At 62.6% G+C, this 25,281-nt stretch carries 21 protein-coding genes and 1 other RNA gene; 12 read left to right on the forward strand and 10 right to left on the reverse strand.

What is annotated here, in order from left to right; all coding sequences use genetic code 11:
• Window positions 1-5: 5 nt before the first annotated feature.
• A complete protein-coding gene (carA, locus tag CAG29_RS19300; protein WP_085578426.1) occupies window positions 6-1,142 on the reverse strand; it encodes a glutamine-hydrolyzing carbamoyl-phosphate synthase small subunit in 1,137 nt (378 codons plus the stop codon).
• A 288-nt stretch (window positions 1,143-1,430) separates the two neighbouring features.
• On the opposite strand from carA, the gene CAG29_RS19305 reads away from it, so the two are divergent.
• Window positions 1,431-2,846, forward strand: coding sequence for a DNA cytosine methyltransferase (locus tag CAG29_RS19305; RefSeq protein ID WP_085694968.1), 1,416 nt, complete (start codon window positions 1,431-1,433; stop codon window positions 2,844-2,846).
• Window positions 2,847-2,914: 68 nt separating this feature from the next.
• Here the strand turns inward: CAG29_RS19305 and dapB are convergent, their stop codons facing one another.
• The 4 genes from dapB to grpE form a co-directional block, all read right to left on the reverse strand.
• Window positions 2,915-3,721 carry a 4-hydroxy-tetrahydrodipicolinate reductase gene (dapB, locus tag CAG29_RS19310; RefSeq protein ID WP_085578422.1) on the reverse strand — a complete coding sequence of 269 codons (807 nt, stop codon included), beginning with the start codon at window positions 3,719-3,721 and terminating at the stop codon, window positions 2,915-2,917.
• A 9-nt stretch (window positions 3,722-3,730) separates the two neighbouring features.
• A complete protein-coding gene (dnaJ, locus tag CAG29_RS19315; RefSeq protein WP_085578420.1) occupies window positions 3,731-4,855 on the reverse strand; it encodes a molecular chaperone DnaJ in 1,125 nt (374 codons plus the stop codon).
• 298 nt (window positions 4,856-5,153) lie between these two features.
• Window positions 5,154-7,070: a molecular chaperone DnaK gene (dnaK, locus tag CAG29_RS19320; RefSeq protein WP_085578418.1), complete on the reverse strand. Its 1,917-nt coding sequence runs from the start codon at window positions 7,068-7,070 to the stop codon at window positions 5,154-5,156.
• A 102-nt stretch (window positions 7,071-7,172) separates the two neighbouring features.
• Complete coding sequence (grpE, locus tag CAG29_RS19325) at window positions 7,173-7,739, reverse strand: nucleotide exchange factor GrpE (protein ID WP_085578416.1); 567 nt, start codon at window positions 7,737-7,739, stop codon at window positions 7,173-7,175.
• Window positions 7,740-7,978: 239 nt separating this feature from the next.
• Between grpE and recN the strand changes: the two genes are divergently transcribed.
• Window positions 7,979-9,652 (forward strand): DNA repair protein RecN, encoded by a 1,674-nt coding sequence (gene recN, locus CAG29_RS19330; RefSeq protein WP_085578414.1) that lies wholly within the window; start codon window positions 7,979-7,981, stop codon window positions 9,650-9,652.
• 75 nt (window positions 9,653-9,727) lie between these two features.
• Here the strand turns inward: recN and fur are convergent, their stop codons facing one another.
• Window positions 9,728-10,132 (reverse strand): ferric iron uptake transcriptional regulator, encoded by a 405-nt coding sequence (gene fur, locus CAG29_RS19335; protein ID WP_007915216.1) that lies wholly within the window; start codon window positions 10,130-10,132, stop codon window positions 9,728-9,730.
• Window positions 10,133-10,229: 97 nt separating this feature from the next.
• Here fur and CAG29_RS19340 point away from each other — a divergent pair, with 97 nt between their 5' ends.
• A complete protein-coding gene (locus CAG29_RS19340; RefSeq protein WP_085578413.1) occupies window positions 10,230-10,760 on the forward strand; it encodes an outer membrane protein assembly factor BamE in 531 nt (176 codons plus the stop codon).
• Between the two features lie 61 nt (window positions 10,761-10,821).
• On the opposite strand, the gene CAG29_RS19345 is transcribed toward CAG29_RS19340, so the two are convergent.
• Genes CAG29_RS19345 through CAG29_RS19355 form a run of 3 tightly spaced genes read right to left on the reverse strand, consistent with a single transcriptional unit; the run spans window position 10,822 to window position 12,974 of the window.
• Window positions 10,822-11,136 (reverse strand): RnfH family protein, encoded by a 315-nt coding sequence (locus CAG29_RS19345; protein WP_085694969.1) that lies wholly within the window; start codon window positions 11,134-11,136, stop codon window positions 10,822-10,824.
• Window positions 11,129-11,563: a type II toxin-antitoxin system RatA family toxin gene (locus CAG29_RS19350; RefSeq protein WP_085578409.1), complete on the reverse strand. Its 435-nt coding sequence runs from the start codon at window positions 11,561-11,563 to the stop codon at window positions 11,129-11,131. The genes CAG29_RS19345 and CAG29_RS19350 overlap by 8 nt, the downstream gene beginning before the upstream one ends.
• A 7-nt stretch (window positions 11,564-11,570) precedes the next feature.
• On the reverse strand, window positions 11,571-12,974 hold the full coding sequence (locus tag CAG29_RS19355) for a sodium-dependent transporter (RefSeq protein ID WP_085578407.1): 1,404 nt from the start codon (window positions 12,972-12,974) through the stop codon (window positions 11,571-11,573).
• A gap of 118 nt (window positions 12,975-13,092) precedes the next feature.
• Between CAG29_RS19355 and smpB the strand changes: the two genes are divergently transcribed.
• On the forward strand, window positions 13,093-13,575 hold the full coding sequence (smpB, locus tag CAG29_RS19360) for an SsrA-binding protein SmpB (RefSeq protein WP_085578405.1): 483 nt from the start codon (window positions 13,093-13,095) through the stop codon (window positions 13,573-13,575).
• Window positions 13,576-13,648: 73 nt separating this feature from the next.
• On the opposite strand, the gene CAG29_RS19365 is transcribed toward smpB, so the two are convergent.
• Window positions 13,649-14,416 (reverse strand): FCD domain-containing protein, encoded by a 768-nt coding sequence (locus CAG29_RS19365; RefSeq protein ID WP_085694970.1) that lies wholly within the window; start codon window positions 14,414-14,416, stop codon window positions 13,649-13,651.
• Window positions 14,417-14,677: 261 nt separating this feature from the next.
• Here CAG29_RS19365 and CAG29_RS19370 point away from each other — a divergent pair, with 261 nt between their 5' ends.
• From CAG29_RS19370 to CAG29_RS19405, 8 genes are all read left to right on the forward strand, one after another.
• Window positions 14,678-16,372, forward strand: coding sequence for a lactate permease LctP family transporter (locus CAG29_RS19370; RefSeq protein WP_085578401.1), 1,695 nt, complete (start codon window positions 14,678-14,680; stop codon window positions 16,370-16,372).
• 149 nt (window positions 16,373-16,521) lie between these two features.
• The gene (locus CAG29_RS19375; RefSeq protein ID WP_085694971.1) at window positions 16,522-17,346 is read left to right on the forward strand and encodes a (Fe-S)-binding protein; all 825 of its coding nucleotides are present in this window, start codon (window positions 16,522-16,524) and stop codon (window positions 17,344-17,346) included.
• The gene (locus CAG29_RS19380; RefSeq protein WP_085694972.1) at window positions 17,343-18,797 is read left to right on the forward strand and encodes a LutB/LldF family L-lactate oxidation iron-sulfur protein; all 1,455 of its coding nucleotides are present in this window, start codon (window positions 17,343-17,345) and stop codon (window positions 18,795-18,797) included. The genes CAG29_RS19375 and CAG29_RS19380 overlap by 4 nt, the downstream gene beginning before the upstream one ends.
• On the forward strand, window positions 18,797-19,468 hold the full coding sequence (locus CAG29_RS19385) for a lactate utilization protein C (RefSeq protein WP_085656194.1): 672 nt from the start codon (window positions 18,797-18,799) through the stop codon (window positions 19,466-19,468). The genes CAG29_RS19380 and CAG29_RS19385 overlap by 1 nt, the downstream gene beginning before the upstream one ends.
• Window positions 19,465-22,287 carry an FAD-binding and (Fe-S)-binding domain-containing protein gene (locus tag CAG29_RS19390; RefSeq protein WP_085694973.1) on the forward strand — a complete coding sequence of 941 codons (2,823 nt, stop codon included), beginning with the start codon at window positions 19,465-19,467 and terminating at the stop codon, window positions 22,285-22,287. Before CAG29_RS19385 ends, CAG29_RS19390 begins: the two co-directional genes overlap by 4 nt.
• 129 nt (window positions 22,288-22,416) lie before the next feature.
• Window positions 22,417-22,701 carry a hypothetical protein gene (locus CAG29_RS19395; RefSeq protein ID WP_085694974.1) on the forward strand — a complete coding sequence of 95 codons (285 nt, stop codon included), beginning with the start codon at window positions 22,417-22,419 and terminating at the stop codon, window positions 22,699-22,701.
• A gap of 96 nt (window positions 22,702-22,797) precedes the next feature.
• Window positions 22,798-23,187, forward strand: a transfer-messenger RNA (tmRNA) gene (gene ssrA, locus CAG29_RS19400).
• Window positions 23,188-23,374: 187 nt separating this feature from the next.
• Window positions 23,375-24,631, forward strand: a complete 1,257-nt coding sequence (locus CAG29_RS19405; RefSeq protein ID WP_085694975.1) for an integrase domain-containing protein — start codon at window positions 23,375-23,377, stop codon at window positions 24,629-24,631.
• Window positions 24,632-25,281: the final 650 nt, after the last annotated feature.

The following is a 25,281-nucleotide window of genomic DNA, read 5'->3' on the forward strand; positions in this document are numbered from 1 at the left end:
AACGCTCAGCGTCGCTTGGCCATCTCGTTGATGAAGCGGTCGAACAGTGGCGCCACGTCGTTCGGGCCCGGGCTCGCTTCAGGGTGGCCCTGGAAGCTGAACGCGCTCTTGTCGGTGCGCTCGATGCCTTGCAGGGTGCCGTCGAACAGCGATTTGTGGATCGCACGGACGTTGGCCGGCAGGGTCGCTTCGTCTACCGCGAAACCGTGGTTCTGGCTGGTGATCATCACGACACCGGTGTCCAGGTCCTGCACCGGGTGGTTCGCGCCGTGGTGGCCGTGGCCCATCTTCAGGGTCTTGGCGCCGGAGGCCAGGGCCAGCAGCTGGTGGCCGAGGCAGATGCCGAACACCGGGATCTCGGTTTCCAGCACATCCTTGATCGCCTGGATCGCGTAGTCGCACGGCTCCGGATCGCCAGGGCCGTTGGACAGGAACACGCCGTCCGGCTTGAGGGCCAGCACGTCGGCGGCCGGGGTCTGGGCCGGCACCACGGTGACGCGGCAGCCGCGCTCGACCAGCATGCGCAGGATGTTGACCTTGACGCCGTAGTCGTAGGCGACGACGTGGTAAGGCAGCTCGGAGGCTTCGAGGGTGGCGTGGCTGTCGGTCTTCAGATCCCAGACAGTGGAGCGCCATTCGTATTGGGTCTTGGTGCTGACGACTTTGGCCAGGTCCATGCCCTTCAGGCCCGGGAAGCCTTGCGCGGCGGCGATGGCGGCTTCTTCGGAAATGTTGTCGCCGGCCATGATGCAGCCGTTCTGCGCGCCTTTCTCACGCAGGATACGGGTCAGGCGACGGGTGTCGATACCGGCGATGGCCACGACGTTGTTGGCCTTCAGGTAGTCGGACAGGGACATCGTGTTGCGCCAGTTGCTCGCCACCAGCGGCAGGTCGCGGATGACCAGGCCGGCCGACCACACGCGGTTGGACTCGGCGTCTTCCGGCGTGGTGCCGGTGTTGCCGATGTGCGGGTAGGTCAGGGTAACGATCTGCTGGGCGTAGGAAGGATCGGTAAGGATTTCCTGATAGCCGGTCATTGCGGTGTTGAACACCACCTCACCAACGGTCTGACCGTCGGCTCCAATGGCTTCGCCGCGAAAAATGCTGCCATCAGCAAGGGCGAGTATGGCTGGCTTAGTCAAGAAGACCTCCCGTAAATAACGCATGAAGGGGCAATCGCAGGTTGTAAAAAAGCGGAGTGACGTATGGACACGTCACCCCGCTTCTTCACTGAATTATTCTGCGCGCTTTTAGTGGACACACTAAAGCTGTAGCTTACAGGAATGCCTTCAAAATCGAAAGGGTAGGTTCGCACAAACTCGACAGGACGCCGGCAGGGCAAATTGAGATTAAACCGTCCCTGCGGTTGACACCCCTTTGCCCCTCTCTAGAATGGGTACCCATCTCAAGTTTCGAGAAAGAAACCCGCGATGAGTACCCATCTCAGCATCGCCGACGCCGCCGCACTGCTGAACGTCAGCACGCAGCGGGTCAGAACCTTATGCCGCTGCGGCGAGCTCCAGTCCGAGAAGATCGGCAACACCTGGATCGTCGAGCAAGCCAGCCTGAAAAACTACGGCCTTCGAACCGCACACATGATCGCACAAGACCACCCTGCCTACGCCGTCCAGACGTCGTCCGACTCACGCAAACCGATCGCCCTGAGCTTCTTCTCCGGCGCCATGGGCCTGGACCTGGGCCTGGAAAAGGCTGGCTTCGACATCCGCCTGGCGTGCGAGTCGAACAAGCACTGCCGCCAGACCATCGCCCTGAACCGCCCCAACACCGCCCTGCTCGGCGACATCAACGACTGCACCGCCGAGCGGATCCTGGAAGCTGCCCAAGTGCGCGCCGAAGACGTCGACCTGATCGTCGGCGGCCCGCCCTGCCAGGCGTTCAGCACCGCCGGCAAGCGCAAGGCGTTCAATGACGACCGCGGCAACGCCTTCCTCAAGTACATCGACCTCGCCCTGGAGATCCGCCCGCGCTTCATCGTCATCGAGAACGTGCGCGGCCTGCTGTCGTGTCCGATGGATCACCGCCCGCACAACCAGCGCGGCAGCGAATTCCCGGACCTGTCCCTCGACGAAATGAAGGGCGGCGCGCTGAACTTCGTCATCAGCGTGCTCAAGCGGGCGGGCTACACCTGCACGTTCAACCTCTACAACTCGGCCAACTTCGGCACGCCGCAGATCCGCGAGCGGGTGATCATCATCTGCTCCCGCGACGGCAAGGAAGCGCCTTTCCTGACGCCTACGCATTCCGAGGACGGCTCCCACGGCCTGCCGGTCTGGAACAAACTGCGCGGCGCCCTGCAGGGCATCGGCCAGCACACGCACCTGAACTTCCCGGAAAAACGCCTCAAGTACTACCGCATGCTCAAGGCCGGACAGAACTGGCGCAGCCTGACGCCAGAGCTGCAACAGGAAGCCCTCGGCAAATCGTACTTTTCCGGCGGCGGCAAAACCGGTTTCCTGCGACGCCTGCATTGGGACAAGCCGTCCCCGACCCTGGTGACCCATCCGGCCATGCCGGCCACCGACCTGGCCCACCCCGAGGAAGACCGTCCGCTGTCGATCCAGGAGTACAAACGCATCCAGGAGTTTCCGGACGACTGGCAACTGGCGGGCCCGCTGATCGAGCAGTACAAGCAGGTCGGCAACGCCGTGCCGGTGAGCCTCGGCCATGCGGTCGGCAGGCTGATCCGCCAACTGCTGGCCGGCACCGACACCGTCCCTCCGCAGAACTTTCCGTTTTCGCGCTACCAGGCCACGTCCCACACCGAGTGGCTTAATCTGTTCGAACAGCAGAAGCAGAAGCACCAGTTCAACCTCGAACTGGCCTGACCCGAGGCAAACACCGGGCAAAACAAAAGGCGCCTTAGGCGCCTTTTGTTTGTTTGCTTGCTGATCCCTTACTTCAGGTCCAGCACGTCCTGCATGTCGTACAGACCCGGCTCGCGGGCATCCAGCCAAAGCGCGGCACGCACCGCGCCCTTGGCGAAGGTCATGCGGCTCGAGGCCTTGTGGGTGATCTCCAGGCGCTCGCCCTCGCAGGCGAACAGCACGGTGTGATCGCCCACCACATCGCCGCCGCGCACGGTGGCGAAACCGATGGTCTCCCGCTCGCGGGCGCCGGTATGTCCTTCACGGCCGTACACCGCCACCTTCTGCAGATCGCGATCCAGCGCATCGGCGATCACTTCGCCCATGCGCAGCGCGGTGCCCGACGGCGCGTCGATCTTGTGCCGGTGGTGAGCCTCGATGATCTCGATGTCCGCCTCGTCGCCCAGCACCCGCGCCGCCATGTCGAGCAGCTTCAGGGACAGGTTGACGCCGACGCTGAAGTTGGCGGCGAACACGATCGGGATCTCCCGGCCGGCCTCGGCCAGGATCTGCTTCTGGGCAGCATCCAGACCGGTGGTGCCGATCACCATGGCCTTGCCAGCCTTGCGGCAGAACGCCAGGTTCTTCAGCATCACTTCCGGCAGCGTGAAGTCGATCAGCACGTCGAATTCCTGCGCCACCGACTCCAGGTTGCCGGACAGCGGCACGCCGATGCGGCCCAGCGAAGCCAGCTCACCGGCATCCACCCCGATCAGCGTGCTGCCGGGACGAACGATGGCGGCCGTCAGGCCGGTCAGCGGTGCGCGTTGCTGCACCGCCTCGACCAGGATCTTGCCCATGCGCCCGGCAGCGCCCATCACAGCTATACGTCGCATGCCGACTCCTTACAGATCGCCGAAGAAGCGTTTCACGCCGTCGAACCAACCGGCGGTTTTCGGGGAATGGCTGTTGTCGCCCGCCAGCGAACTGCGGAACTCCTCCAGCAGCTCACGCTGACGACGGTCAAGGTTGACCGGCGTCTCGACCGCCACCCGGCACATCAGGTCGCCCGCACCGCCGCCGCGCACCGGCGCCACGCCCTTGCCGCGCACGCGGAACTGCTTGCCGGTCTGGGTGCCTTCCGGGATCTTCAGCTTGACCCGGCCATCAAGGGTCGGGATCTCCAGCTCGCCGCCCAGCGCCGCATCGACGAAGCTGATCGGCACTTCGCAGAACAGGTGCTTGCCGTCGCGCTGGAAGATCGCGTGCTCGCGCACGTTGATCACCACGTAGAGATCGCCGGTCGGCCCGCCCTGGGTGCCCGCCTCACCCTCGCCGGACAGACGGATGCGGTCGCCGGTGTCGACGCCGGCCGGCACTTTCACCGACAGGGTCTTGTACTCTTCGACACGGCCTTCGCCGTGGCAGGAGTCGCACGGGTCGGTGATGATCTTGCCCTGGCCATGGCAGCGCGGGCAGGTCTGCTGCACCGAGAAGAAGCCCTGCTGCATGCGCACCTGGCCGATGCCGCCGCAGGTCGGGCACGTGGACGGCGAGGAACCCTTCTTGGCGCCCGAGCCGTCGCAAGGCTTGCAGTTCACCAGCGTCGGAACGCGGATGTTCACGGTCGTGCCGCGCACCGCCTCTTCCAGGTTCAGCTCCAGGGTGTAGCGCAGGTCGCTGCCGCGCTGTGCGCCGCCGCGGGAACCGCCGCGGCCGCCGCCGAAGAAGTCGCTGAACACGTCGCCGAAGATGTCGGAGAAGTTCTGGCCGCCGAAGCCAGCACCGCCGCCGCCCATGCTCGGGTCGACGCCGGCGTGGCCGTACTGGTCGTAGGCGGCGCGCTTGCTGGAGTCGGACAGCACTTCGTAGGCCTCGTTGGCCTCCTTGAACAGTTCTTCCGACGCCTTGTCATCAGGATTACGGTCCGGGTGATGCTTCATCGCCAGGCGGCGGTAAGCCTTCTTCAGCTCGGCTTCGCTTGAGCCGCGCTCCACACCCAACACTTCGTAATAGTCACGCTTTGCCATAAGTCTTCGCACTCTTAAGGACGTTCGGCAAACCCCTCCTGAGCTTCGCCGAACTCGTTGAGCCCCCAAACAGGCCCGGACCCAACTCACGTCAATTTCAACGATCCTGGTCTTTGATCCGATGCGGCACTTGCGGCGCGAAAAGCAGGAGCATTTCCGGCCATGCCGCCAGCATCCGAACGTTGTCGCATGCTGTAAAAATTCGCGTATTCCAGATACGCCAACGCGGGAGCAAGCTCCCGCGCGGCGACATCCTACCAGTCACCGCCCAACGGCAGTCAACCGGCCGACCAACAACTTACTTGTGGTCTTTGACTTCTTCGAACTCGGCATCGACGACATCGTCAGCCTTTTCGGCTTTCTCGTCGTGCGGTGCCGCGCCTTCGGCAGGCTGGGCCTGTTCGGCGTACATCTTCTGGGCAACCGGAGCGGAGACCTTGGACAGCTCTTCGACCTTCGCGTCGATGGCAGCCTTGTCGTCGCCCTTGACGGCGGCTTCCAGGGCAACCACAGCCGCTTCGATCGCAGTCTTCTCTTCGGCGGTGACCTTGTCGCCCGCGTCGGCAATCATCTTGCGGGTCGAGTGAACCAGTGCGTCACCCTGGTTACGGGCAGCGGCCAGCTCTTCGAACTTGCGGTCTTCCTCGGCGTTGGCCTCGGCGTCACGCACCATGCGCTCGATCTCTTCGTCGGACAGGCCGGAGTTGGCCTTGATCACGATCGACTGGGTCTTGCCGGTGGCCTTGTCTTTCGCGCCGACGTGCAGGATGCCGTTGGCGTCGATGTCGAAGGTCACTTCGATCTGAGGCACGCCGCGCGGAGCCGGCGGAATGTCGGCCAGGTCGAACTTGCCCAGGGACTTGTTCTGTGCGGCTTGCTTGCGCTCGCCCTGCAGGACGTGAATGGTCACGGCGCCCTGGTTGTCGTCGGCGGTCGAGAACACTTGCGATTTCTTGGTCGGAATCGTGGTGTTCTTCTCGATCAGCGCGGTCATCACGCCGCCCATGGTCTCGATGCCCAGGGTCAGCGGGCTGACGTCGAGCAGCAGGACGTCTTTCACGTCACCAGCCAGAACGGCGCCCTGGATCGCAGCACCCATGGCAACAGCTTCGTCAGGGTTGACGTCTTTACGTGCTTCTTTACCGAAGAAATCGGTCACTGCCTTCTGCACCAGCGGCATACGGGTCTGACCGCCGACCAGGATCACGTCGTTGATCTGGCTGGCGTCGATGCCGGCATCTTTCAGGGCGATGCGGCATGGCTCGATGGTACGGTTCACCAGATCTTCGACCAGCGATTCCAGCTTGGCACGGGAGATCTTCACGTTCATGTGCTTCGGACCGGACGCGTCTGCAGTGATGTACGGCAGGTTGACGTCGGTCGACTGAGAAGAAGACAGTTCGATCTTGGCCTTCTCGGCGGCTTCTTTCAGACGCTGCAGCGCCAGCGGATCGTTCTTCAGATCCATGCCCGACTCTTTCTTGAACTCGTCGACGAGGTAGTCGATCAGGCGCATGTCGAAGTCTTCACCACCCAGGAACGTATCGCCGTTGGTGGCCAATACTTCGAACTGGTGCTCACCGTCGACTTCGGCGATCTCGATGACCGACACGTCGAAAGTACCGCCACCCAGGTCATAAACGATGACCGTGTGATCGCCCTTGGCCTTGTCCATACCGTAGGCCAGCGCAGCGGCCGTCGGTTCGTTGATGATGCGCTTGACGTCCAGACCGGCGATGCGACCGGCGTCCTTGGTGGCCTGACGCTGGCTGTCGTTGAAGTAGGCCGGAACGGTGATGACCGCTTCGGTAACCGCTTCGCCCAGATAGTCTTCGGCGGTCTTCTTCATCTTTTTCAGGACTTCGGCGCTGATTTGCGGCGGAGCCATTTGCTTGTCGGCGGCCTCGACCCATGCATCACCGTTGCTGGCCTTGACGATTTTGTAAGGCACCAGCTTGATGTCTTTCTGCACGACTTCTTCGTCGAAACGACGACCGATCAGACGCTTCACCGCGAACAGTGTGTTGTGCGGGTTGGTCACCGCCTGACGCTTGGCGGACTGGCCGACCAGGATTTCGCCGTCGTTGGCGTAAGCGATGATCGAAGGCGTGGTGCGCGCGCCTTCGGCGTTCTCAATCACTTTGGCCTTGCCGTTTTCCAGCACGGAGACGCAGGAGTTGGTAGTCCCCAGGTCGATACCGATAATTTTGCCCATGTTCACTCTCCCGAAACTTTGGATTTGGTTGCCGCAGCGGTCTTGGCCAACTGCGGTAGCACTTAAACGCTTGACTTCTAAATGGGGGCCTTACGGCAGATTTCAAGCCTTCTCGTCGATCGAAGGCGAAATCGGCGCCGGCGCCTTGCTGACCACGACCATCGCCGGACGCAGCAGGCGGCCGTTGAGCTGGTAGCCCTTCTGGAACACTTTCAGGACGCTGTTCGGCTCGACATCGTCGCTCTCCTGCATGGCCATCGCCTGATGGTGAACGGCGTTGAACGGTTCGCCATGCGGGTCGATCGCTTCGAGCTGGTAGCGCTTGAGGGTGTCGTGGAACATCTTCAGGGTCAGTTCGATGCCTTCGCGCATCGGACGGATGCTTTCGTCGTCCGGGCTCGACAGCTCGAGGCCGCGCTCCAGGCTGTCGACGATCGGCAGCAGGTCGCCGGCGAACTTCTCCAGCGCGAACTTGTGCGCCTTCTCGACGTCCTGCTCGGCACGGCGGCGGACGTTCTGCAGATCGGCGGCTACGCGCAGAGATTGATCCTGCGCGGCGGCCAGTTGCTCTTCGAGCACTTGCACACGGGTCGCCAGGTCATCGCCCGACGCTTCGGGCGCCTGATTGGCTTCTGGATTTTGCGTATCCACTGTCTGTTCGTCAGCCATAGAATTCTCCTTTCAATATCGTCCGCGGGCTCTACCCGCGCTCTGCCCCGGTATATGGGGCCGCAAAATCAGGCTTCAAGGGCCTGGCGCGATTAACCCTACAAAAAAGTGCCGCATTGTCATTCCCGCACGCGATAACCGCCGATCGCATCCAAGCCAATCGAGCTAAGGGAAGGCATTGTCAGCCCAAAACAAAACACTGTATAAATAACCAGACCTCAAGCCTGGGAGCGGCCCACATGCTGGTGCACCTGTCCGTACACAACTACGCCATCGTCGAACACCTCGATCTCGAGCTGGATCGCGGGATGAGCGTGATCACCGGTGAAACCGGCGCCGGCAAGTCGATCATGCTCGACGCCCTGGGCCTGACCCTCGGCGACCGCGCCGACAGCGGCGTGGTGCGCCCCGGCGCCGACAAGGCCGACATCCTGGCGACCTTCGACCTGGGCGACATCCCCGAGGCCGGCGCCTGGCTGGCCGAACGGGACCTGGAAACCGACGGCCCGTGCATCCTGCGCCGGGTCATCACCAGCGAGGGCCGCTCCCGCGGCTACATCAACGGCACCCCCTGCCCCTTGGGCGACCTCAAGGCCCTCGGCGAACTGCTGATCGACATCCACAGCCAGCACGAACACCAATCGCTGCTCAAGACCGACACCCACAGACGCCTGCTCGACGAATACGCCGGCGCCACCGACCTCGCCCGCCAGGTGCAGTTGGCCGCCCAGCGTTGGCGCCAGACCCGCCAGGAACTGGAGCGTCTCTCCAATTCCGGCGACGAGCAGCGCGCACGCCACCAATTGCTCAGCTATCAGCTCGAAGAGCTGGAAAACCTCGGACTCGGCGAAAACGAGCTGGAGGAACTGGAGCAGGAACACAAGAACCTGACCAACGCTGAGGCCCTGCTCGGCATTTGCCGACAAGTGGTTGACCATTGCAGCGAAAGCGATTCCGGCAACGTGCTGAGCGCCCTGACCGCTTGCCTCAATCGCCTGACCAGCGTCAACAGCACCATCGGCGCCCTGAACGAGGCCAGCAGCCTGCTGACCAGCGCGCAGATCCAGGTCGAAGAGGCCGTGGGCGAACTCAACCGGTTCCTCGACAACTTCGACGCCGATCCGGCACGCCTGCAGTATCTGGAAGAACGTTTGGACACCATCTATACCCTGGCGCGCAAACACCGGATCCAACCCACCGAGGTCGCCGAACTGCAGCAGAGGCTGCTGGACGAAATCGAAACCCTGAACGCCAATGACGAATCCATCGAGCGGCTGGGCGAGGAGCTCAACGCTTTCGCCCGTCATTATCAGGAGAAGGCCCGGGAGCTGAGTGACTTGCGGCATCAGGCCGCCGGCAGCCTGGCCGGCGCGGTGGAGCAGGAGATTCAACGCCTGGGCATGCCGGGCGGCCGCTTCACCATCGAGCTTCGCCCCAACGACAGCGACGAGCTGCAGCCCAACGGCCTGGAACACGTGGAACTGCTGGTCAGCGCGAACCCCGGCCAACCGCTCAAGGCGTTGGCCAAAGTGGCGTCCGGCGGCGAACTGTCCCGGATCAGCCTGGCGATCCAGGTCATCACCGCCCAGACCTCCCGCGTGCCGACGCTGGTGTTCGACGAAGTGGACGTGGGGATCGGCGGGCCGACGGCAGAGATTGTCGGCCAGTTGCTGCGGCGCCTTGGCGAACGGGGCCAGGTGTTGACCGTGACCCACCTGCCTCAAGTAGCGGCCCAAGGGCACCAGCACCTGTTCGTGCACAAGGTGCGCGGCGAACAGGCCACCCACACGGCCGTGTCCCGGTTGGGCAAGAACGACCGCATAGAAGAGGTGGCGCGGATGCTCGGCGGCATCGACCTGACCAAGGAGTCCCTGGCACACGCCAAAAAGATGGTCGTCGCCGCAAAGGCCTGACCCCTGCACAAAGCACGAAGGCGACCCTCGGGTCGCCTTCGTTCGTTTCGCGAACCTGACGCTCGCGCGACAGGCTTACTTTTTCTTGCGGATGTACAGCACCAGATTGTGGTCGACCAACTCGACACCGTGCTCTTCGGCGATCGCCTTCTGGAGCTTTTCGATTTCCGGGCTGACGAACTCGACCACCTCACCGGTTTCCACGTTGACCATATGGTCGTGGTGTCCGCTGTCGGCCAGTTCGAATACCGCGTGGCCGCCGTCGAAATTGTGACGGACCACGAGGCCGGCCGCTTCGAACTGGGTCAGGACACGGTAGACCGTGGCCAGACCGACGTCCTCGCCAGCCTCCATCAACGCCTTGTAGACGTCTTCGGCACTCATGTGGCGCTGCTCGGTGGAGTCCAGCATTTGCAGGATCTTGACCCGAGGCAGGGTCACTTTGAGGCCGGCTTTGCGTAGTTCGCTATTTTCAACCATGGTCAGCTTTCTCGCGATGCTGCTTCGCAGCTTCTCTTAATGCGGGTATGATCGGCGTTTACGTTGTCCCAGCCAAGATAGTGGAAGTCGCCCACCGATGCAAAACACCAAGCTCTTGCTAACCAGTTTCACCTTCGTGGGACTGCTCGCACTCGCCGGTTGTTCATTCCCCGGGGTTTACAAAATCGACATCCAGCAGGGCAATGTCGTCACGCAGGACATGATAGACCAGTTGCGTCCGGGAATGACCCGGCGGCAAGTGCGGTTTATCATGGGCAACCCCCTGATCGCCGACACATTCCACCCCGACCGCTGGGATTACCTGTACAGCCTGCAGCCGGGCGGCGGTGAACGCCAACAGGAACGCATCAGCGTCAACTTCAACGCGAACGACCAGCTCGTCAGCCTCTCCGGTGACTTCATGCCCGGCGTAAGCCGTGACGAAGCCATCCTCGGCAAGGACACCGGCACCACCGTGACCGCCCCTGCCACAGAAAACGGCGAGAAGCCGAAACCGGAAAAACCGGTCAAGCCGGGTTCCCTGCTGGATCAGATCCAGAAGGACGTGGATGGCGTGGAAACCGTTCCGGTGCCGACGCCGGAGCCGCTGGAAACCTCGCCGCAATAATTTGCGACGCAATAAAAAACCCGGAGATTCCGGGTTTTTTATTGCCTGGCCACCGGCCGACTCACTGGTTTCGCGCTTTCGTCTCGGCGGCCCTGGCCGCACGCAGACGCCGCACTTCCTTCGGATCGGCCAGCAACGGGCGATAGACCTCGATGCGATCCCCTGCCTGAACCACACGCACTTGCGGGTCGGCGATCACCTTGCCGAAAATGCCCAACGGGCAGCCGGCCAGATCCAGCTCCGGACACTCGCTGCCCAAGCCCGAGGCCATGAGCGCAGCGCGCACCGTCGTGCCCTCGCCCACGCTCACCGAACGCAGGATCTGACGGTCGACGGCGGCATACACCACTTCGATCTCGATCACCGGATCAACCATGCTTCTGCTTGGCGCGCTGGCAGAACGCATCCACCAGGGTGTTGGCCGCCTGATTGAACAGCGGGCCGAGGGTGGCGCGCACCAGCGGTCCTGCGTAGTCGAACGACAAGTCCAGACTGATCTTGCACGCCTTCTCGCCCAACGGCTTGAACACCCAGATGCCGTGCAGTTGCGTGAACGGCCCCTCTTCCAGGTTCATCTCGATCGACTGCCCCGGCACCAGCGTGTTGCGGGTGACGAAATGCTGGCTGAGGCCGCCCTTGGCCACGCCGACGCTGGCGCGCATGTAGACGTCCGAGCTTTCCAGCACCTCGGCGGACGAACACCAAGGCAGGAACTCCGGGTAGCGCGCCACGTCGTTGACCAGGTCGTAGAGAAACTGCGCCGGATAAGGCAACAGCGCCGAACGTTGAATATGTGTCGTCATGTCAGCGTCACTTCCAGAGCTGGGCGGCAAACACCACAAGAATGCCGATAGGCGCCACATAGCGCATCAAGAACAGGGACAAGGCGAACAGCGCCGGGCTGCGGATCGACAGCTCGTCACGCACCGCCTCACGCCCCATCACCCAACCGGCAAACATCACGAAACACAACCCGCCGAGCGGCAGCATGATCCGCGAAGTGAAGAAATCGATCACGCCGAAGAAATCCAGACCGCCCGCCGCGCCCCACTGGTAGAGGTGGAACAGGCCACCTTCGTTCACGAAGAATTTGGCCTCCTTCCAGATGTTGAAGGAGAACACCGTGCCCAGGCCGACGAACCAGCAAATGAAGGCCAGCCAGAACGTCACCCACGCACGGCTGATTTTAGTCCGCTCCACCAGATAGGCGACCATCGGCTCCAGCAAGGAAATGGCCGAGCTCCAGGCGGCGATGGCCACCAGGACGAAGAACACCACGCCCATCAGCTGACCGAACGCGACGTTGCCGAAGGCGAACGGCAGGCTGACGAACATCAGCCCCGGCCCTTCGCTGGGGTTCAGGCCACCGGCGAACACGATCGGAAACAGCGCCAGCCCCGCCAGCAGCGACACGAACGTGTCGAGCAGCGCGACACCCACGACGGTGCCGGACAGCGAGGTGTGTTTCGGCATGTAAGCGCCGTAGATCATGATCGAACCGACGCCCACGCTGAGCGAGAAGAACGCATGCCCCATCGCCGGCAGCAGGCCGTCGAGCACCTTGTCCGGATGGAAGTCGAACATGAAATGCACGCCTTCCATGAAATGCCCGGTGGTCATGCTGTAGCCGAGCAGCACCAGCACCATCACGAACAGCAGCGGCATCATGATCCGCAGGCTGCGCTCAAGACCGGCGACCACGCCCTTGGCGATCACGACGGCCGACAGCAGCATGAACACGGTGTGCCACAACGTCAGGCGCCACGGGTCGGCGATCACGTTGCCGAAGTAGGCGCCCACCTGATCGGCGCTGGCGCCCTGGAAGTCGCCGCGCCCCATGTCGACGATGTAGTCCAGCGACCAGCCGCCCACCACACTATAGAAAGACAGGATCAGCAGCGCCGTGATCATCCCGGCGAACGCGCCCCACGACCACTTGGCCGTGTGCCCCGCCTCCAGCGCCAGCACCTTCAGGGCGTTGGCCGGGCTCTGCCGGGCGCGCCGGCCGATCAGGGTTTCGGCGAGCATCACCGGGATCCCGATCAGGGCGATGCACGCCAGGAACATCAGCACAAAGGCGCCGCCGCCGTAGACCCCGACCATGTAGGGGAACTTCCAGATGCTGCCCAAGCCCACGGCCGAGCCCGTCGCCGCCAATATGAAAACCCAGCGGCTAGCCCAACTGCCGTGGACAGAAACCTTGTCTGTCGACATCGTTTATCACGCCCAAGCGTTCGAAAAAGAGGCCGCATTGTCCGGGATTCACTCAACCTGCTCAAGCGCGCGCATCACCGTAGCCGCCAGCCGTTTATCTCCATATAATGCCGCCCCTATGGCCAAACAGAAAAAACACCCAACAGGAACCATCGCGCAGAACAAAAAGGCGCGACACGATTACTTCATCGAGCACAAGTTCGAGGCCGGTCTGGTTCTGGCCGGTTGGGAAGTAAAGAGTCTGCGGGCAAGCAAGCTGCAGCTGGTCGACAGCTACGTGCTGCTCAAGGATGGCGAAGCCTGGCTGCTCGGCAGCCACATCACGCCCTTGATGACCGCCAGCACCCACGTCATCGCTGACCCGGTGCGCACCCGCAAGCTGCTGCTCAATCGCCGCGAGCTGGACAAGCTGTCCGCCGCCGTCCAGCAGAAGGGCTACGCCTGCGTATGCCTGTCCTTCTACTGGAGCAAGCACATGGTCAAATGCGAAATCGCATTGGGCAAGGGCAAGAAGGAATACGACAAGCGCGACACCGAGCGCGAACGCGACGCCGGCCGCGAACTGCAGCGCGCCGTGCGCAACAAGGGCAAGGAAGACTGACGCCAGTCCGGTCATCAAGTGCCGTGCGAGGGAGCAAGCTCCCTCGCCACAGATCAAGCCAGGCAAACCGCCGTCACATCCCCTTGCGCCGCTCCGCCCGGGCCACGCGCTGAACCTCCTGACGCACTTCCTCCAGCACTTCCTGCACATACAGAATGTGCCGGCTGGATACTTCCCGCGCCTGTTCCGCCCGCCCTTCGACGATCGCCTGATACAGTTCCCGATGCTGGGTGATCAGCATGTCGCGGGTTTCCGCGCGCTGCTTGTACATGCCGCCGATGTTGGTCACCACGTTGCGCTTGAGCAGGTCGAACAGCCCGCGGATGGTGTGCAGCAACACGGCGTTGTGGCTGGCTTCGGCAATCGCCAGATGAAATTTCGCGTCCGCCGCACCCTCTTCCGCCCGGCTCACTTCGTCGTGCCGTGAATAGCAATCCTGCAGTTCCTCGAACGCCGCCGTCAGCCGCTCGCGATCCACGTCGGTCGCGCGCAATGCCGCGTAATAGGCGCACGATGCCTCCAGGGTGTGCCGAAACTCCAGCAGATCGCGCTGGGCCTCAGGATTGCTCTCCAGCAGTTGCAGCAGCGGATCGCTGAAGGTCGAACCGAGGCTTTCCACCACATAGTTGCCGCCGCCCTGGCGGCTGACCAACAGGCCCTTGGCCGTCAGCTTCTGAATCGCTTCGCGCAGCGACGGCCGCGACACCCCGAACTGTTCGGCCAGCGTACGTTCGGCCGGCAAGCGTTCGCCGGACTTCAGCGTGCCCTCGAGAATCATCCCCTCAAGCCGCTCGACAATATCGTCAGACAAACGGCGCTGACGTATCTGATCAAACCCCATCACTCAATTCTCCACGACCCCGACCGCTCGCCGGGCTCTCTATTCTGGCCTATCGCCGCGTTGCCGGCACCTCTCAGATCCCATCGATTCGACCGGTTCAACCGGCCCGGTCGTCCGGTTGTTCGACAAAAGTTTTAGGGCGGCAAATTGACACACCGATACCGAGGCTTTTACCCTAGCCGACAGCGATTGTAAATTGGTCTTACCAATTACCCAAATTGCTGACAGTGCCTGACCAACAACAATTAGGGGCCACCCCATATGCAAACCTGGCAACAGCTCTACAGCCCGCTCGGCAGCCTCGGCGTGTCCGCCCTCGCGGCCGTCATCCCCATCGTCTTCTTCTTCCTCGCCCTGGCGGTGTTCCGCCTCAAGGGCCATGTCGCCGGCAGCATCACCCTGGCGCTGGCCATCGCCGTGGCGATCTTCGCGTTCCACATGCCGGTGGACATGGCCTTCGCCGCCGCCGGCTACGGTTTCGCCTACGGTCTGTGGCCGATTGCCTGGATCATCGTGGCGGCCGTGTTCCTCTACAAACTGACGGTCAAGAGCGGCCAGTTCGAAGTCATCCGCAGCTCGGTGCTGTCGATCACCGACGACCAACGTCTGCAGGTTCTGCTGATCGGTTTCTGCTTCGGCGCATTCCTGGAAGGTGCCGCCGGGTTCGGCGCACCGGTGGCCATCACCGCCGCGCTGCTGGTGGGGCTCGGCTTCAATCCGCTGTACGCCGCCGGCCTGTGCCTGATCGCCAACACCGCGCCGGTCGCCTTTGGTGCACTGGGGATCCCGATCATCGTCGCCGGCCAAGTGACCGGCATCGACGCGTTCAAGATCGGCGCCATGACCGGCCGCCAACTGCCGCTGCTGTCGCTGTTCGTGCCGTTCTGGCTGGTGTTCATGATGGACGGCCTACGCGGCGTGCGTGAGACCTGGCCGGCTGCGCTGGTGGCGGGCCTGAGCTTCGCCGTGACCCAGTACTTCACCTCGAACTTCATTGGCCCGGAGCTGCCGGACATCACCTCGGCCCTCGCCAGCCTGATTTCGCTGACTCTGTTCCTGAAGGTCTGGCAGCCAAAACGCGCCGCCGGCCAACACATCGCCGGCGCCGTTTCCGCTTCGGTGGTGACGGCCAGCGCAGGCGGTTTCGGCCAGAAGCGCACGACCGTCGAATCGCCCTACAGCCTGGGTGAAATCTTCAAGGCCTGGTCGCCGTTCCTGATCCTCACCGTGCTGGTGACCATCTGGACCCTCAAGCCGTTCAAGGCCATGTTCGCCGCCGGCGGCTCGATGTACGCCTGGGTGTTCAACTTCGCGATCCCGCACCTCGATCAACTGGTGATCAAGACCGCGCCCATCGTCGCCACGCCGACTGCAATCCCGGCGGTGTTCAAGCTCGACCCGATCTCCGCCACCGGCACGGCGATCTTCTTCTCCGCGCTGATCTCGATGGCGGTGCTGAAGATCGACTTCAAAACTGGTCTGACCACTTTGAAAGAGACCTTCTACGAGCTGCGCTGGCCGATCCTGTCGATCGGCATGGTGCTGGCGTTCGCCTTCGTCACCAACTACTCAGGCATGTCCTCGACCCTGGCCCTGGTGCTGGCCGCGACCGGTGCGGCGTTCCCGTTCTTCTCGCCGTTCCTCGGTTGGCTGGGTGTGTTCCTGACCGGCTCGGACACCTCGTCCAACGCCCTGTTCAGCTCGCTGCAAGCGACCACCGCGCACCAGATCGGCGTCAACGACACCCTGCTGGTGGCCGCCAACACCAGCGGCGGCGTGACCGGCAAGATGATCTCGCCGCAATCGATCGCCGTGGCCTGCGCCGCGACCGGCCTGGTGGGCAAGGAATCGGATCTGTTCCGGTTCACCCTCAAGCACAGCCTATTCTTTGCAACGATCGTCGGCCTGATCACCCTGGCCCAGGCCTACTGGTTCACCGGCCTACTGGTGCACTGAGACGACGAGCCATAAGGAAAAAACCGACGCCGGTCCGTGATTCCGGCGTCAGCAATTCACACCCCGGTCTGTAAGGCTGCTGAAAGCAACGCGCTCTATATTCGGCAGCCGCACAGACGGATAACCGGGCCCACCCGGAGACACGCCTGATGAGCGAGCTTTTCTACAACGCCGTGCCCAACGCCACCCGCGTCGCACCGCCCCTGCCCGAGCCCCGGCAATACCCCGGCGAGAAACCGTCGCGGGTCTACCTGTTCGGGACCTGCGTGGTGGATCTGTTCTACCCCGAAGCCGGGATGGACGCGATCCGCCTGCTGGAGCGCGAAGGCATCCGGGTCGACTACCCGCAAGGGCAGACCTGCTGCGGACAACCGGCCTACACCTCCGGTTACACCGAGCAGGCCCGGAGCGTGGCGCGCTCGCAACTGGCGCTGTTCGCCGGGGATTGGCCGGTGGTGGTGCCGTCGGGCTCGTGCGCGGGAATGATCCGCGAGCATTACGCCGACTTGTTCAAGGACGAGCCGGACACGCTGCAACAGGTGCAGGCCCTCGCGGCCCGCACCTATGAGCTGGCCGAGTTCCTGCTGTTCGTCTGCAAGGTGCAGCTTGAGGACAGCGGCGAGCCGGTGAAGGTCGCCTTGCACACCTCGTGCTCGGCGCGCCGGGAGATGAACACCCACCTGCACGGCCGCGAGCTGTTGGCGCAGTTGAGCAACGTGGAACGGGTCAACCATGACCATGAAAGCGAATGCTGTGGCTTCGGTGGGACATTCAGCGTCCGTATGCCAGACATTTCCGGCACGATGGTGGCCGACAAGACCCGCGCGCTGAAGGAATCCGGCGCGCACCAGGTGCTGAGCGCCGACTGCGGCTGTTTGATGAACATCAACGGTTCGCTGGAGAAACAAAAGGAAGCGCTGCGCGGCCAACATTTGGCCAGCTTCCTGTGGCAGCGGACCGGAGGTGCGAAGTGAGCGCCTCGACGATCATTCCTACGGTTGCCGTAGAAGAAGATTTCCGCGCCCGGGCCCACAACGCCCTGGGCGACAAGCAGTTGCGGAACAACTTCCGCACGGCGATGGACTCACTGATGGCCAAGCGAGCGGCGGCCTTCAGCGATGCCCATGAACGAGAACACCTGCGCGCTTTGGGCAATGCGATCAAGGCCCGCGCGCTGTCCAAGCTGCCCGACCTGCTCGAGCAACTGGAACAGAACCTGACCCGCAACGGTGTGACTGTGCACTGGGCGGAAACGGTGGACGAAGCCAATGGCATCGTCCTTTCGATCATCCGCGCTCACGAGGCGCGGCAAGTGATCAAAGGCAAATCGATGGTCAGCGAAGAGATGGAGATGAACCATTTCCTTGAGGCTCGGGACATTGAATGTCTGGAGTCCGACATGGGGGAATACATCGTCCAGCTCGACCACGAAAAGCCCTCTCACATCATTATGCCGGCCATCCACAAGAACGCCGGTCAGGTCGCGTCCTTGTTCCACGACAAACTCGGCGTGGAGTACACCAAGGACGTCGACCAACTCATTCAGATCGGTCGCAGGGTGCTGCGACAGAAATTCTTCGAGGCGGACATCGGCGTCTCCGGCGTCAACTTCGCCGTGGCCGAGACCGGCACCCTGCTGCTGGTGGAGAACGAAGGCAACGGCCGCATGACCACCACGGTGCCGCCGGTGCACATTGCCGTCACCGGCATCGAGAAGGTGGTGGAAAACCTGCGCGACGTGGTGCCGCTGCTGTCCCTGCTGACCCGCTCGGCCCTGGGCATCCCGATCACCACCTACGTCAACATGATCTCCGGCCCGCGCAAGGCACACGAACTCGACGGCCCTCAGGAAGTGCACCTGGTGCTGCTCGACAACGGCCGCAGCCAGGCCTTCGCCGACAACGAACTGCGCCAGACCCTCAACTGCATCCGCTGCGGCGCGTGCATGAACCATTGCCCGGTCTACACCCGCGTCGGCGGCCACACCTACGGCGAGGTCTACCCAGGCCCCATCGGCAAGATCATCACCCCGCACATGGTCGGCCTGGCGAAAGTTCCGGACCATCCGAGCGCGTCGTCCCTGTGCGGGGCTTGCGGCGAGGTGTGCCCGGTGAAGATTCCGATCCCGTCGCTGCTGCGCCGCCTGCGCGAAGAGAACGTCAAGGCGCCGGACGCGCCGAACCCGGTGATGCGCGGCCAGGGCAGCAAGTATTCGCGCAAGGAGCGCTTCATCTGGAACGCCTGGGCCAAGCTCAACAGCTCGCCGGCGCTGTACCGGCTGTTCACGTTCGCAGCCACACGCCTGCGCGCACTGACGCCGAACAACGTCGGCCCATGGACACAGAACCACAGCGCGCCGAAACCCGCCGCCCGCTCGCTGCACGACATGGCCCGGGAACATCTGGGCAAAGAGGGAGACCGCTGATGAGCGCCAAGCAAAACATCCTCGGCAAGTTGCGCAAGAGCCTGACCGGCACCACACCGATTGCCGACAACTTCGATGTCGATCTGGTGACGCAGCCTTACACCTACGCGGCCGAACAACGCATCCCGCAACTGCGAAAACTGATGGAAGCGGTGCACACCGAGATCCATCTGACCACCGGCGACGGCTGGCCTGCCCTGCTCGCCCAACTGCTGAGCGACCGTCAGTTGCCCAGCCTGCTGGTCGCACCGACCACCGATCATGGCCGACAGATCGCACAACACTGGTCGAACAATCCCGCCCTGCCGGTGCTCAAGGCCTACGACCGGCCGATGGAAGAATGGAAAGCCGAGCTGTTCAACGACACGCCGGCGAGCCTCACCGGCACCCTCGGCGCCATCGCCGCCACCGGTAGCCTGATCCTCTGGCCGACCCGGGAAGAGCCGCGCCTGATGAGCCTGGTGCCGACCGTGCACTTCGCCCTGCTCAAGGCCAGCCAGATCCGCGACAACTTCTACCAGGTGCAGCAGGAATTCGAATGGGCCCAGGGCATGCCGACCAACGCGTTGCTGGTGTCCGGCCCGTCGAAGACCGCCGACATCGAGCAAGTGCTGGCCTACGGTGCCCACGGCCCGAAAGACCTGGTGGTGTTGATCCTGGAGGACCAATGACGTTACCGGCGGCTTTCCTGCGCGATGCGCAGCAACTGATTCCGGCCGAACGCCGCTTCGACGATCCCCTGTCGACCCTGGCGTTCGGCACCGACGCGAGCTTCTACCGGCTGATCCCGAAACTGGTGGTCCGCGTCGAATCCGAAGACGAAGTGGTGGCGCTGCTGAAACTGGCCCGCCGCAACCGGGTGCCGGTGACCTTCCGCGCCGCCGGCACCAGCCTGTCCGGCCAGGCGATCAGCGATTCGGTGCTGATCGTGCTGGGCGACAACTGGAACGGCCGTGAAATCCGCGGCCACGGCGCGCAGATCCGTCTGCAGCCGGGCGTAATCGGCGCACAGGCCAACGCTTGGCTGGCGCCGTTCGGGCGCAAGATCGGGCCGGATCCGGCGTCGATCAACGCCTGCAAGATCGGCGGCATCGTCGCCAACAACGCCAGCGGCATGTGCTGCGGCACTGCGCAGAACACCTATCACACCCTGGCCGGCATCCGTTTGGTGCTGGCCGACGGCACGCGCCTGGACACCGAAGATGCCGCCAGCGTCGCGGCGTTTCGCGCAAGCCACGGCGAACTTCTGGAGCGCCTGGCGACATTAGGCCGCGGGACCCGCGCCAATACCGAACTGGCTGCGCGAATCCGCCACAAATACCGTCTGAAAAACACCACCGGCCTGTCGCTCAACGCCCTGGTGGATTTCGACGAGCCTGTGGATATCTTGAGCCACCTGCTGGTCGGCTCCGAAGGCACCCTCGGCTTCATCAGCGCGGTGACCTACGACACCGTGGTCGACCACCCGAACAAGGCCTCGGCGCTGATCGTGTTCCCGGATGTGGAGACCTGCTGCAACGCCGTCACGGTGCTCAAGCGCCAGCCGGTATCGGCGGTGGAACTGCTTGACCGGCGCAGCCTGCGCTCGGTGCAAGACAAACCCGGCATGCCGGATTTCGTACAGCACCTGTCGAACAATGCCTGCGCCTTGCTGATCGAATCCCGCGCCGCCTCTTCCACATTGCTGCAGGAACAGCTGGCGCAGATCATGGCGTCGCTCAGTGGATTCCCGGTGGAAAAGCAGGTCGACTTCACCGAAGACCCGACCGAGAACGCCCGGCTCTGGGCGATCCGCAAGGACACCTTTCCCGCCGTCGGCGCGGTGCGCAAGACCGGCACCACGGTGATCATCGAAGACGTGACCTTCCCGGTGGAACAACTGGCCATCGGTGTGAACCGTCTGATCGAACTGTTCGACAAACACCGCTACGACGAAGCGATCCTTTTCGGACACGCTTTGGAAGGCAATCTGCACTTCGTCTTCACCCAAGGCTTCAACAGCGCAGAAGAAGTCGCACGCTACCAGGCGTTCATGGACGACGTGGCGCAATTGGTGGCAGTGGAGTTCGGCGGTTCGCTGAAGGCCGAGCACGGCACCGGCCGCAACATGGCGCCGTTCGTCGAACTGGAATGGGGCAGCGACGCCTACCAGTTGATGTGGCAACTCAAGCGCCTCCTCGACCCCGATGGCATCCTCAATCCGGACGTTGTGCTCAGCGAAGACCCGCAGATCCACCTCAAGCACCTCAAACCGCTGCCGGCGGCGGACGAGATCGTCGACAAGTGCATCGAATGCGGCTTCTGCGAACCGGTTTGCCCGTCGAAGGGCCTGACCCTGAGCCCGCGCCAGCGCATCGTGATCTGGCGTGACATTCAGGCGAGGAAGCGCGCCGGGGTCGACACCACCGAGCTGGAAAAGGCCTACGACTACCAAGGCATCGACACCTGCGCCGCCACCGGCCTGTGCGCGCAACGCTGCCCGGTCGGAATCAATACCGGCGAGCTGGTGAAAAAGCTCCGGGGCCGACACGCGACGCATACGAAAACCGCTAACTGGATCGAAGGAAATTTCGCCACGACGCTGCAAGGCGCACGCTTCACCCTGCACGTGGCCAACGGCGCCCGCATGCTGTTGGGAGCCCCGCGCTTGGCGAAGCTGTCGGCGACGCTGACGCGCCTGTCCAAAGGGCAGGTGCCGCAGTGGACGAACGCGATGCCGCAACCGGAGCGCGCCGTGCGCTTCAGCCCAACCGTCAACGACGAGCGCCCGCGCGTGGTGTACCTGGCGGCGTGCGTGTCGCGGGTGATGGGACCGGCGGCGGGTGACAGGGAACAGATGTCGCTGTACGACAAAACCCGTCAACTGCTGGAAAAGGCCGGGTATCAAGTAGTCTTCCCGGAGAATCAGGACAGCCTCTGCTGCGGCCAGCCGTTCGCTTCCAAGGGCTATGCCGAGCAGGCCGAACACAAGCGCCAGGAACTGATCGGCGCCCTGCTCCAGGCCAGCCGCGGCGGGCTCGACCCGATCTACTGCGACACCAGCCCCTGCACCCTGCGGCTGGTGCAGGATGTCGGCGATGTTCGCCTGGATCTGTACGACCCCGTGCGCTTCATCCGTACGCATCTTCTCGACCGGCTGGAGTTCACGCCCCAGGACGCACCGATTGCGGTGCACGTGACCTGCAGCACCCAACACCTGGGCGAAAGCCAGGCGCTGATCGACCTGGCGCGCAAGTGCAGCAAGAACGTGGTCATCCCGGAAGGCATCCACTGCTGCGGTTTCGCCGGCGACAAGGGCTTCACCACGCCGGAACTCAACCGCCATTCGCTGCGTACCCTCAAGGACGCGGTGCAGCAGTGCAGCGAGGGGATCTCCACCAGCCGCACCTGTGAGATCGGCCTGACGCAGCACGGCGGCATCGACTACCACGGACTGGTCTACCTGGTGGATCGCGTGACCCGGGCCAAACGCAGCGAAACGCCCGCCTGAAAAAAAACAGAACCCTGACGAACACCCGCAGTCCACCGAACAAGCCCCGCCGAACGGGGCTGTTCCTTCATCCGGTTGCCCGTCCTGACGGCCAGCGAAGTCTGGATCCTCAGTTCAAGGAGATTGCCCATGAAACGTTCTGTGCTGTTCGGTCTGTTCGTCACCGCCTCGATGCTGACCTCCGCCGCGTTCGCCGCCGGCGGCACCGAAGACCTGTGCGAGACCAACCTGCAAACCATCGCCAACGCCAAGGCCCAGATTCCCGCGGACATGAGCGCCCGGGTGGACGCCAGCGTCCAACAGGCCAAGGCCTACCAGGCGCAAAACACCGACGATGGCACCAAGAAATGCATCACCGAAACCACCCAGACCATCCAAGACATCCGCAACGCGAACAAGGACGGCAAGAGCTGATCCGTGATCGGGCCAACCTTCGGGTTGGCCTCGCCAGCGGTTTGGCGTACACTGCACGTGCCTGTTGTTCAAAGAGAAATACCGAGCAACGGGTTCGGGGCCGATTAGGATTCGACGCCGGTGGCGAAACTTTAGGTGCATGCCGAGTTGGTAACAGAACTCGTAAATCCACTGTTGCAACTTCTTATAGTTGCCAATGACGACCAATACGGTGCTGCTCTCGCTGCTTAATTGCAGCTGACATGCACTCCTGGTGCCTTCGGGCCCAGCAATCATCAGGGGATGTCTGTAAACCCGAAATGATTGTCATATAGAACAGAATCGCCGTGCAGTACGTTGTGGACGAAGCGGCTAAAACTTACACAACTCGCCCAAAGCACCCTGCCCGTCGGGTCGCTGAGGGTTAACTCAATAGACACGGCTACGCATGTAGTACCGACAGCGGAGCACTGGCGGACGGGGGTTCAAATCCCCCCGGCTCCACCAAATGATCAAAAAAAGACGTCCACGGACGTCTTTTTTTGTGCCTGGAAGTCAGTTAAATCAAGGGTTTACTGCTCTTTTGAGGGCCATAACGGTTTTTTGAGTTCCAGCCATCCCGGTATTCCCGGTGGTATTCCAGCCTACCTGGGGCTAATCTTGGGAATACCAAAAGGTGTCATGGAGCTCTCCCATGTGCGCTCAAACAGCTCGACTCTCAGACCGCCAGCTCAAGGCGGTCAAGCCCAAAGACAAGGACTACGTCCTCACGGATGGCGACGGGCTCCAGCTCCGAGTCCGGGTCAACCGCTCGATGCAGTGGAATTTCAACTACAGGCATCCGGTCACCAAGAATCGAATCAACATGGCGCTCGGCTCCTATCCCGAGGTCTCTCTGGCGCAAGCTCGGCGAAAAGCGGTTGAAGCTAGGGAAGTACTTGCCCAGGGGATCGACCCCAAAGCTCAGCGCAATGATCTCGCGCAGGCCAAACTAGCCGAGACAGAACATACGTTCGAGAAAGTAGCTAGCGCCTGGTTCGAGTTGAAAAAGGACTCGGTCACGCCGGCCTATGCTGAGGACATCTGGCGCTCACTCACGCTGCACGTTTTTCCGAGCATGAAATCGACTCCAATCTCGGAAGTCAGTGCACCGATGGTGATCAAGATCCTTCGCCCTATCGAAGCCAAAGGCAGCTTGGAAACGGTGAAGCGGCTTAGCCAGCGCCTCAACGAGATCATGACCTACGGGGTCAATTCGGGAATGATCTTCGCGAACCCGCTCAGCGGGATTCGGGCGGTATTCAAGAAACCGAAGAAAGAAAACATGGCGGCACTTCCACCCGAGGAGCTTCCTGAGCTCATGCTGGAAATTGCGAACGCCAGCATCAAGCGCACCACCCGCTGCTTGATCGAATGGCAGTTGCACACCATGACTCGCCCAGCCGAGGCGGCGACTACTCGTTGGGCAGACATCGATTTTGAAAGGCGTGTCTGGACCATCCCGCCGGAGCGGATGAAGAAGCGCCGACCGCACAGCATCCCGTTGAGCGATCAAGCCATGTCATTGCTGGAGATACTGAAGTCCCACAGTGGTCATCGAGAATACGTCTTCCCGGCAGACCGAAACCCTCGTACTCATGCCAATAGCCAGACCGCTAACATGGCGTTGAAACGCATGGGCTTCCAGGACCGCTTGGTCAGTCACGGCATGCGCTCGATGGCCAGCACCATTTTGAATGAGCATGGGTGGGATCCGGAGCTAATCGAAGTGGCGTTGGCGCACGTCGACAAGGATGAGGTGCGCAGTGCCTACAACCGAGCCGACTACATCGAGCGACGGCGGCCGATGATGGCTTGGTGGAGCGAGTACATTCTGAAGGCGTCGACGGGCAATCTCTCGGCCAGCGCAATGAATGTGGCCAAGGATCGGAACGTAGTACCCATCCGATAGGGCGGCGACAACGGCGACACTGGCGACAGACCGCGTGCAATCTACTTCCTTGCCGTCTGAGCGGATGGCGACAGTCGCCAACTCGCCTCTATTTTGGCTTCTCCGGCTAAGCCCGTGAGCATGGGGAGGCTTCGCATCCCCATGCTCACGGGCTAACACTAGAAAAGCGACAAACGGCCACTTTGCCGCTGACAGCCACCGACTTCCAAAGCACGCCAGAGGTGGAATCTGGCGCATTTCCATGTGGCCTTCACCAATTGACCCGTGCCGCGGTGACCGATAGAACGAAGACTCAAAGCGCTGCCTTAGGCAGCACCCCAGATGACCAGAGCCCTCAAGGTCATGCCGCTAACCCGGTGGTTCATCCCAAAGTGCGATTCGCGCCCGGAGGCTCGCACGGTCATTCGCCAGAATGATGGACGCCCTCTAAACAATCCGCCTAGTGCGGCTGCCCGCTAACCCTTTAGCCCTGCAGCAACGAACCTGCTCGGCCAACGTTTTGCGCCAACCGTTCGCCCGTCTCTTTTTCCAGAAAAGAGACGGGCGCTCCTACCACTGCTGCAGCCCTCATCGCACATGGCTTTGCGGCAATTCCCCTCGTGACAATCGGCGTGACAAACGCCGATGTCACCAGCAACAGCGCTATAGAT

This window comes from Pseudomonas sp. B7(2017) (genome assembly GCF_002112745.1).
GTDB classification, from domain to species: Bacteria; Pseudomonadota; Gammaproteobacteria; order Pseudomonadales; family Pseudomonadaceae; genus Aquipseudomonas; species Aquipseudomonas ekonensis.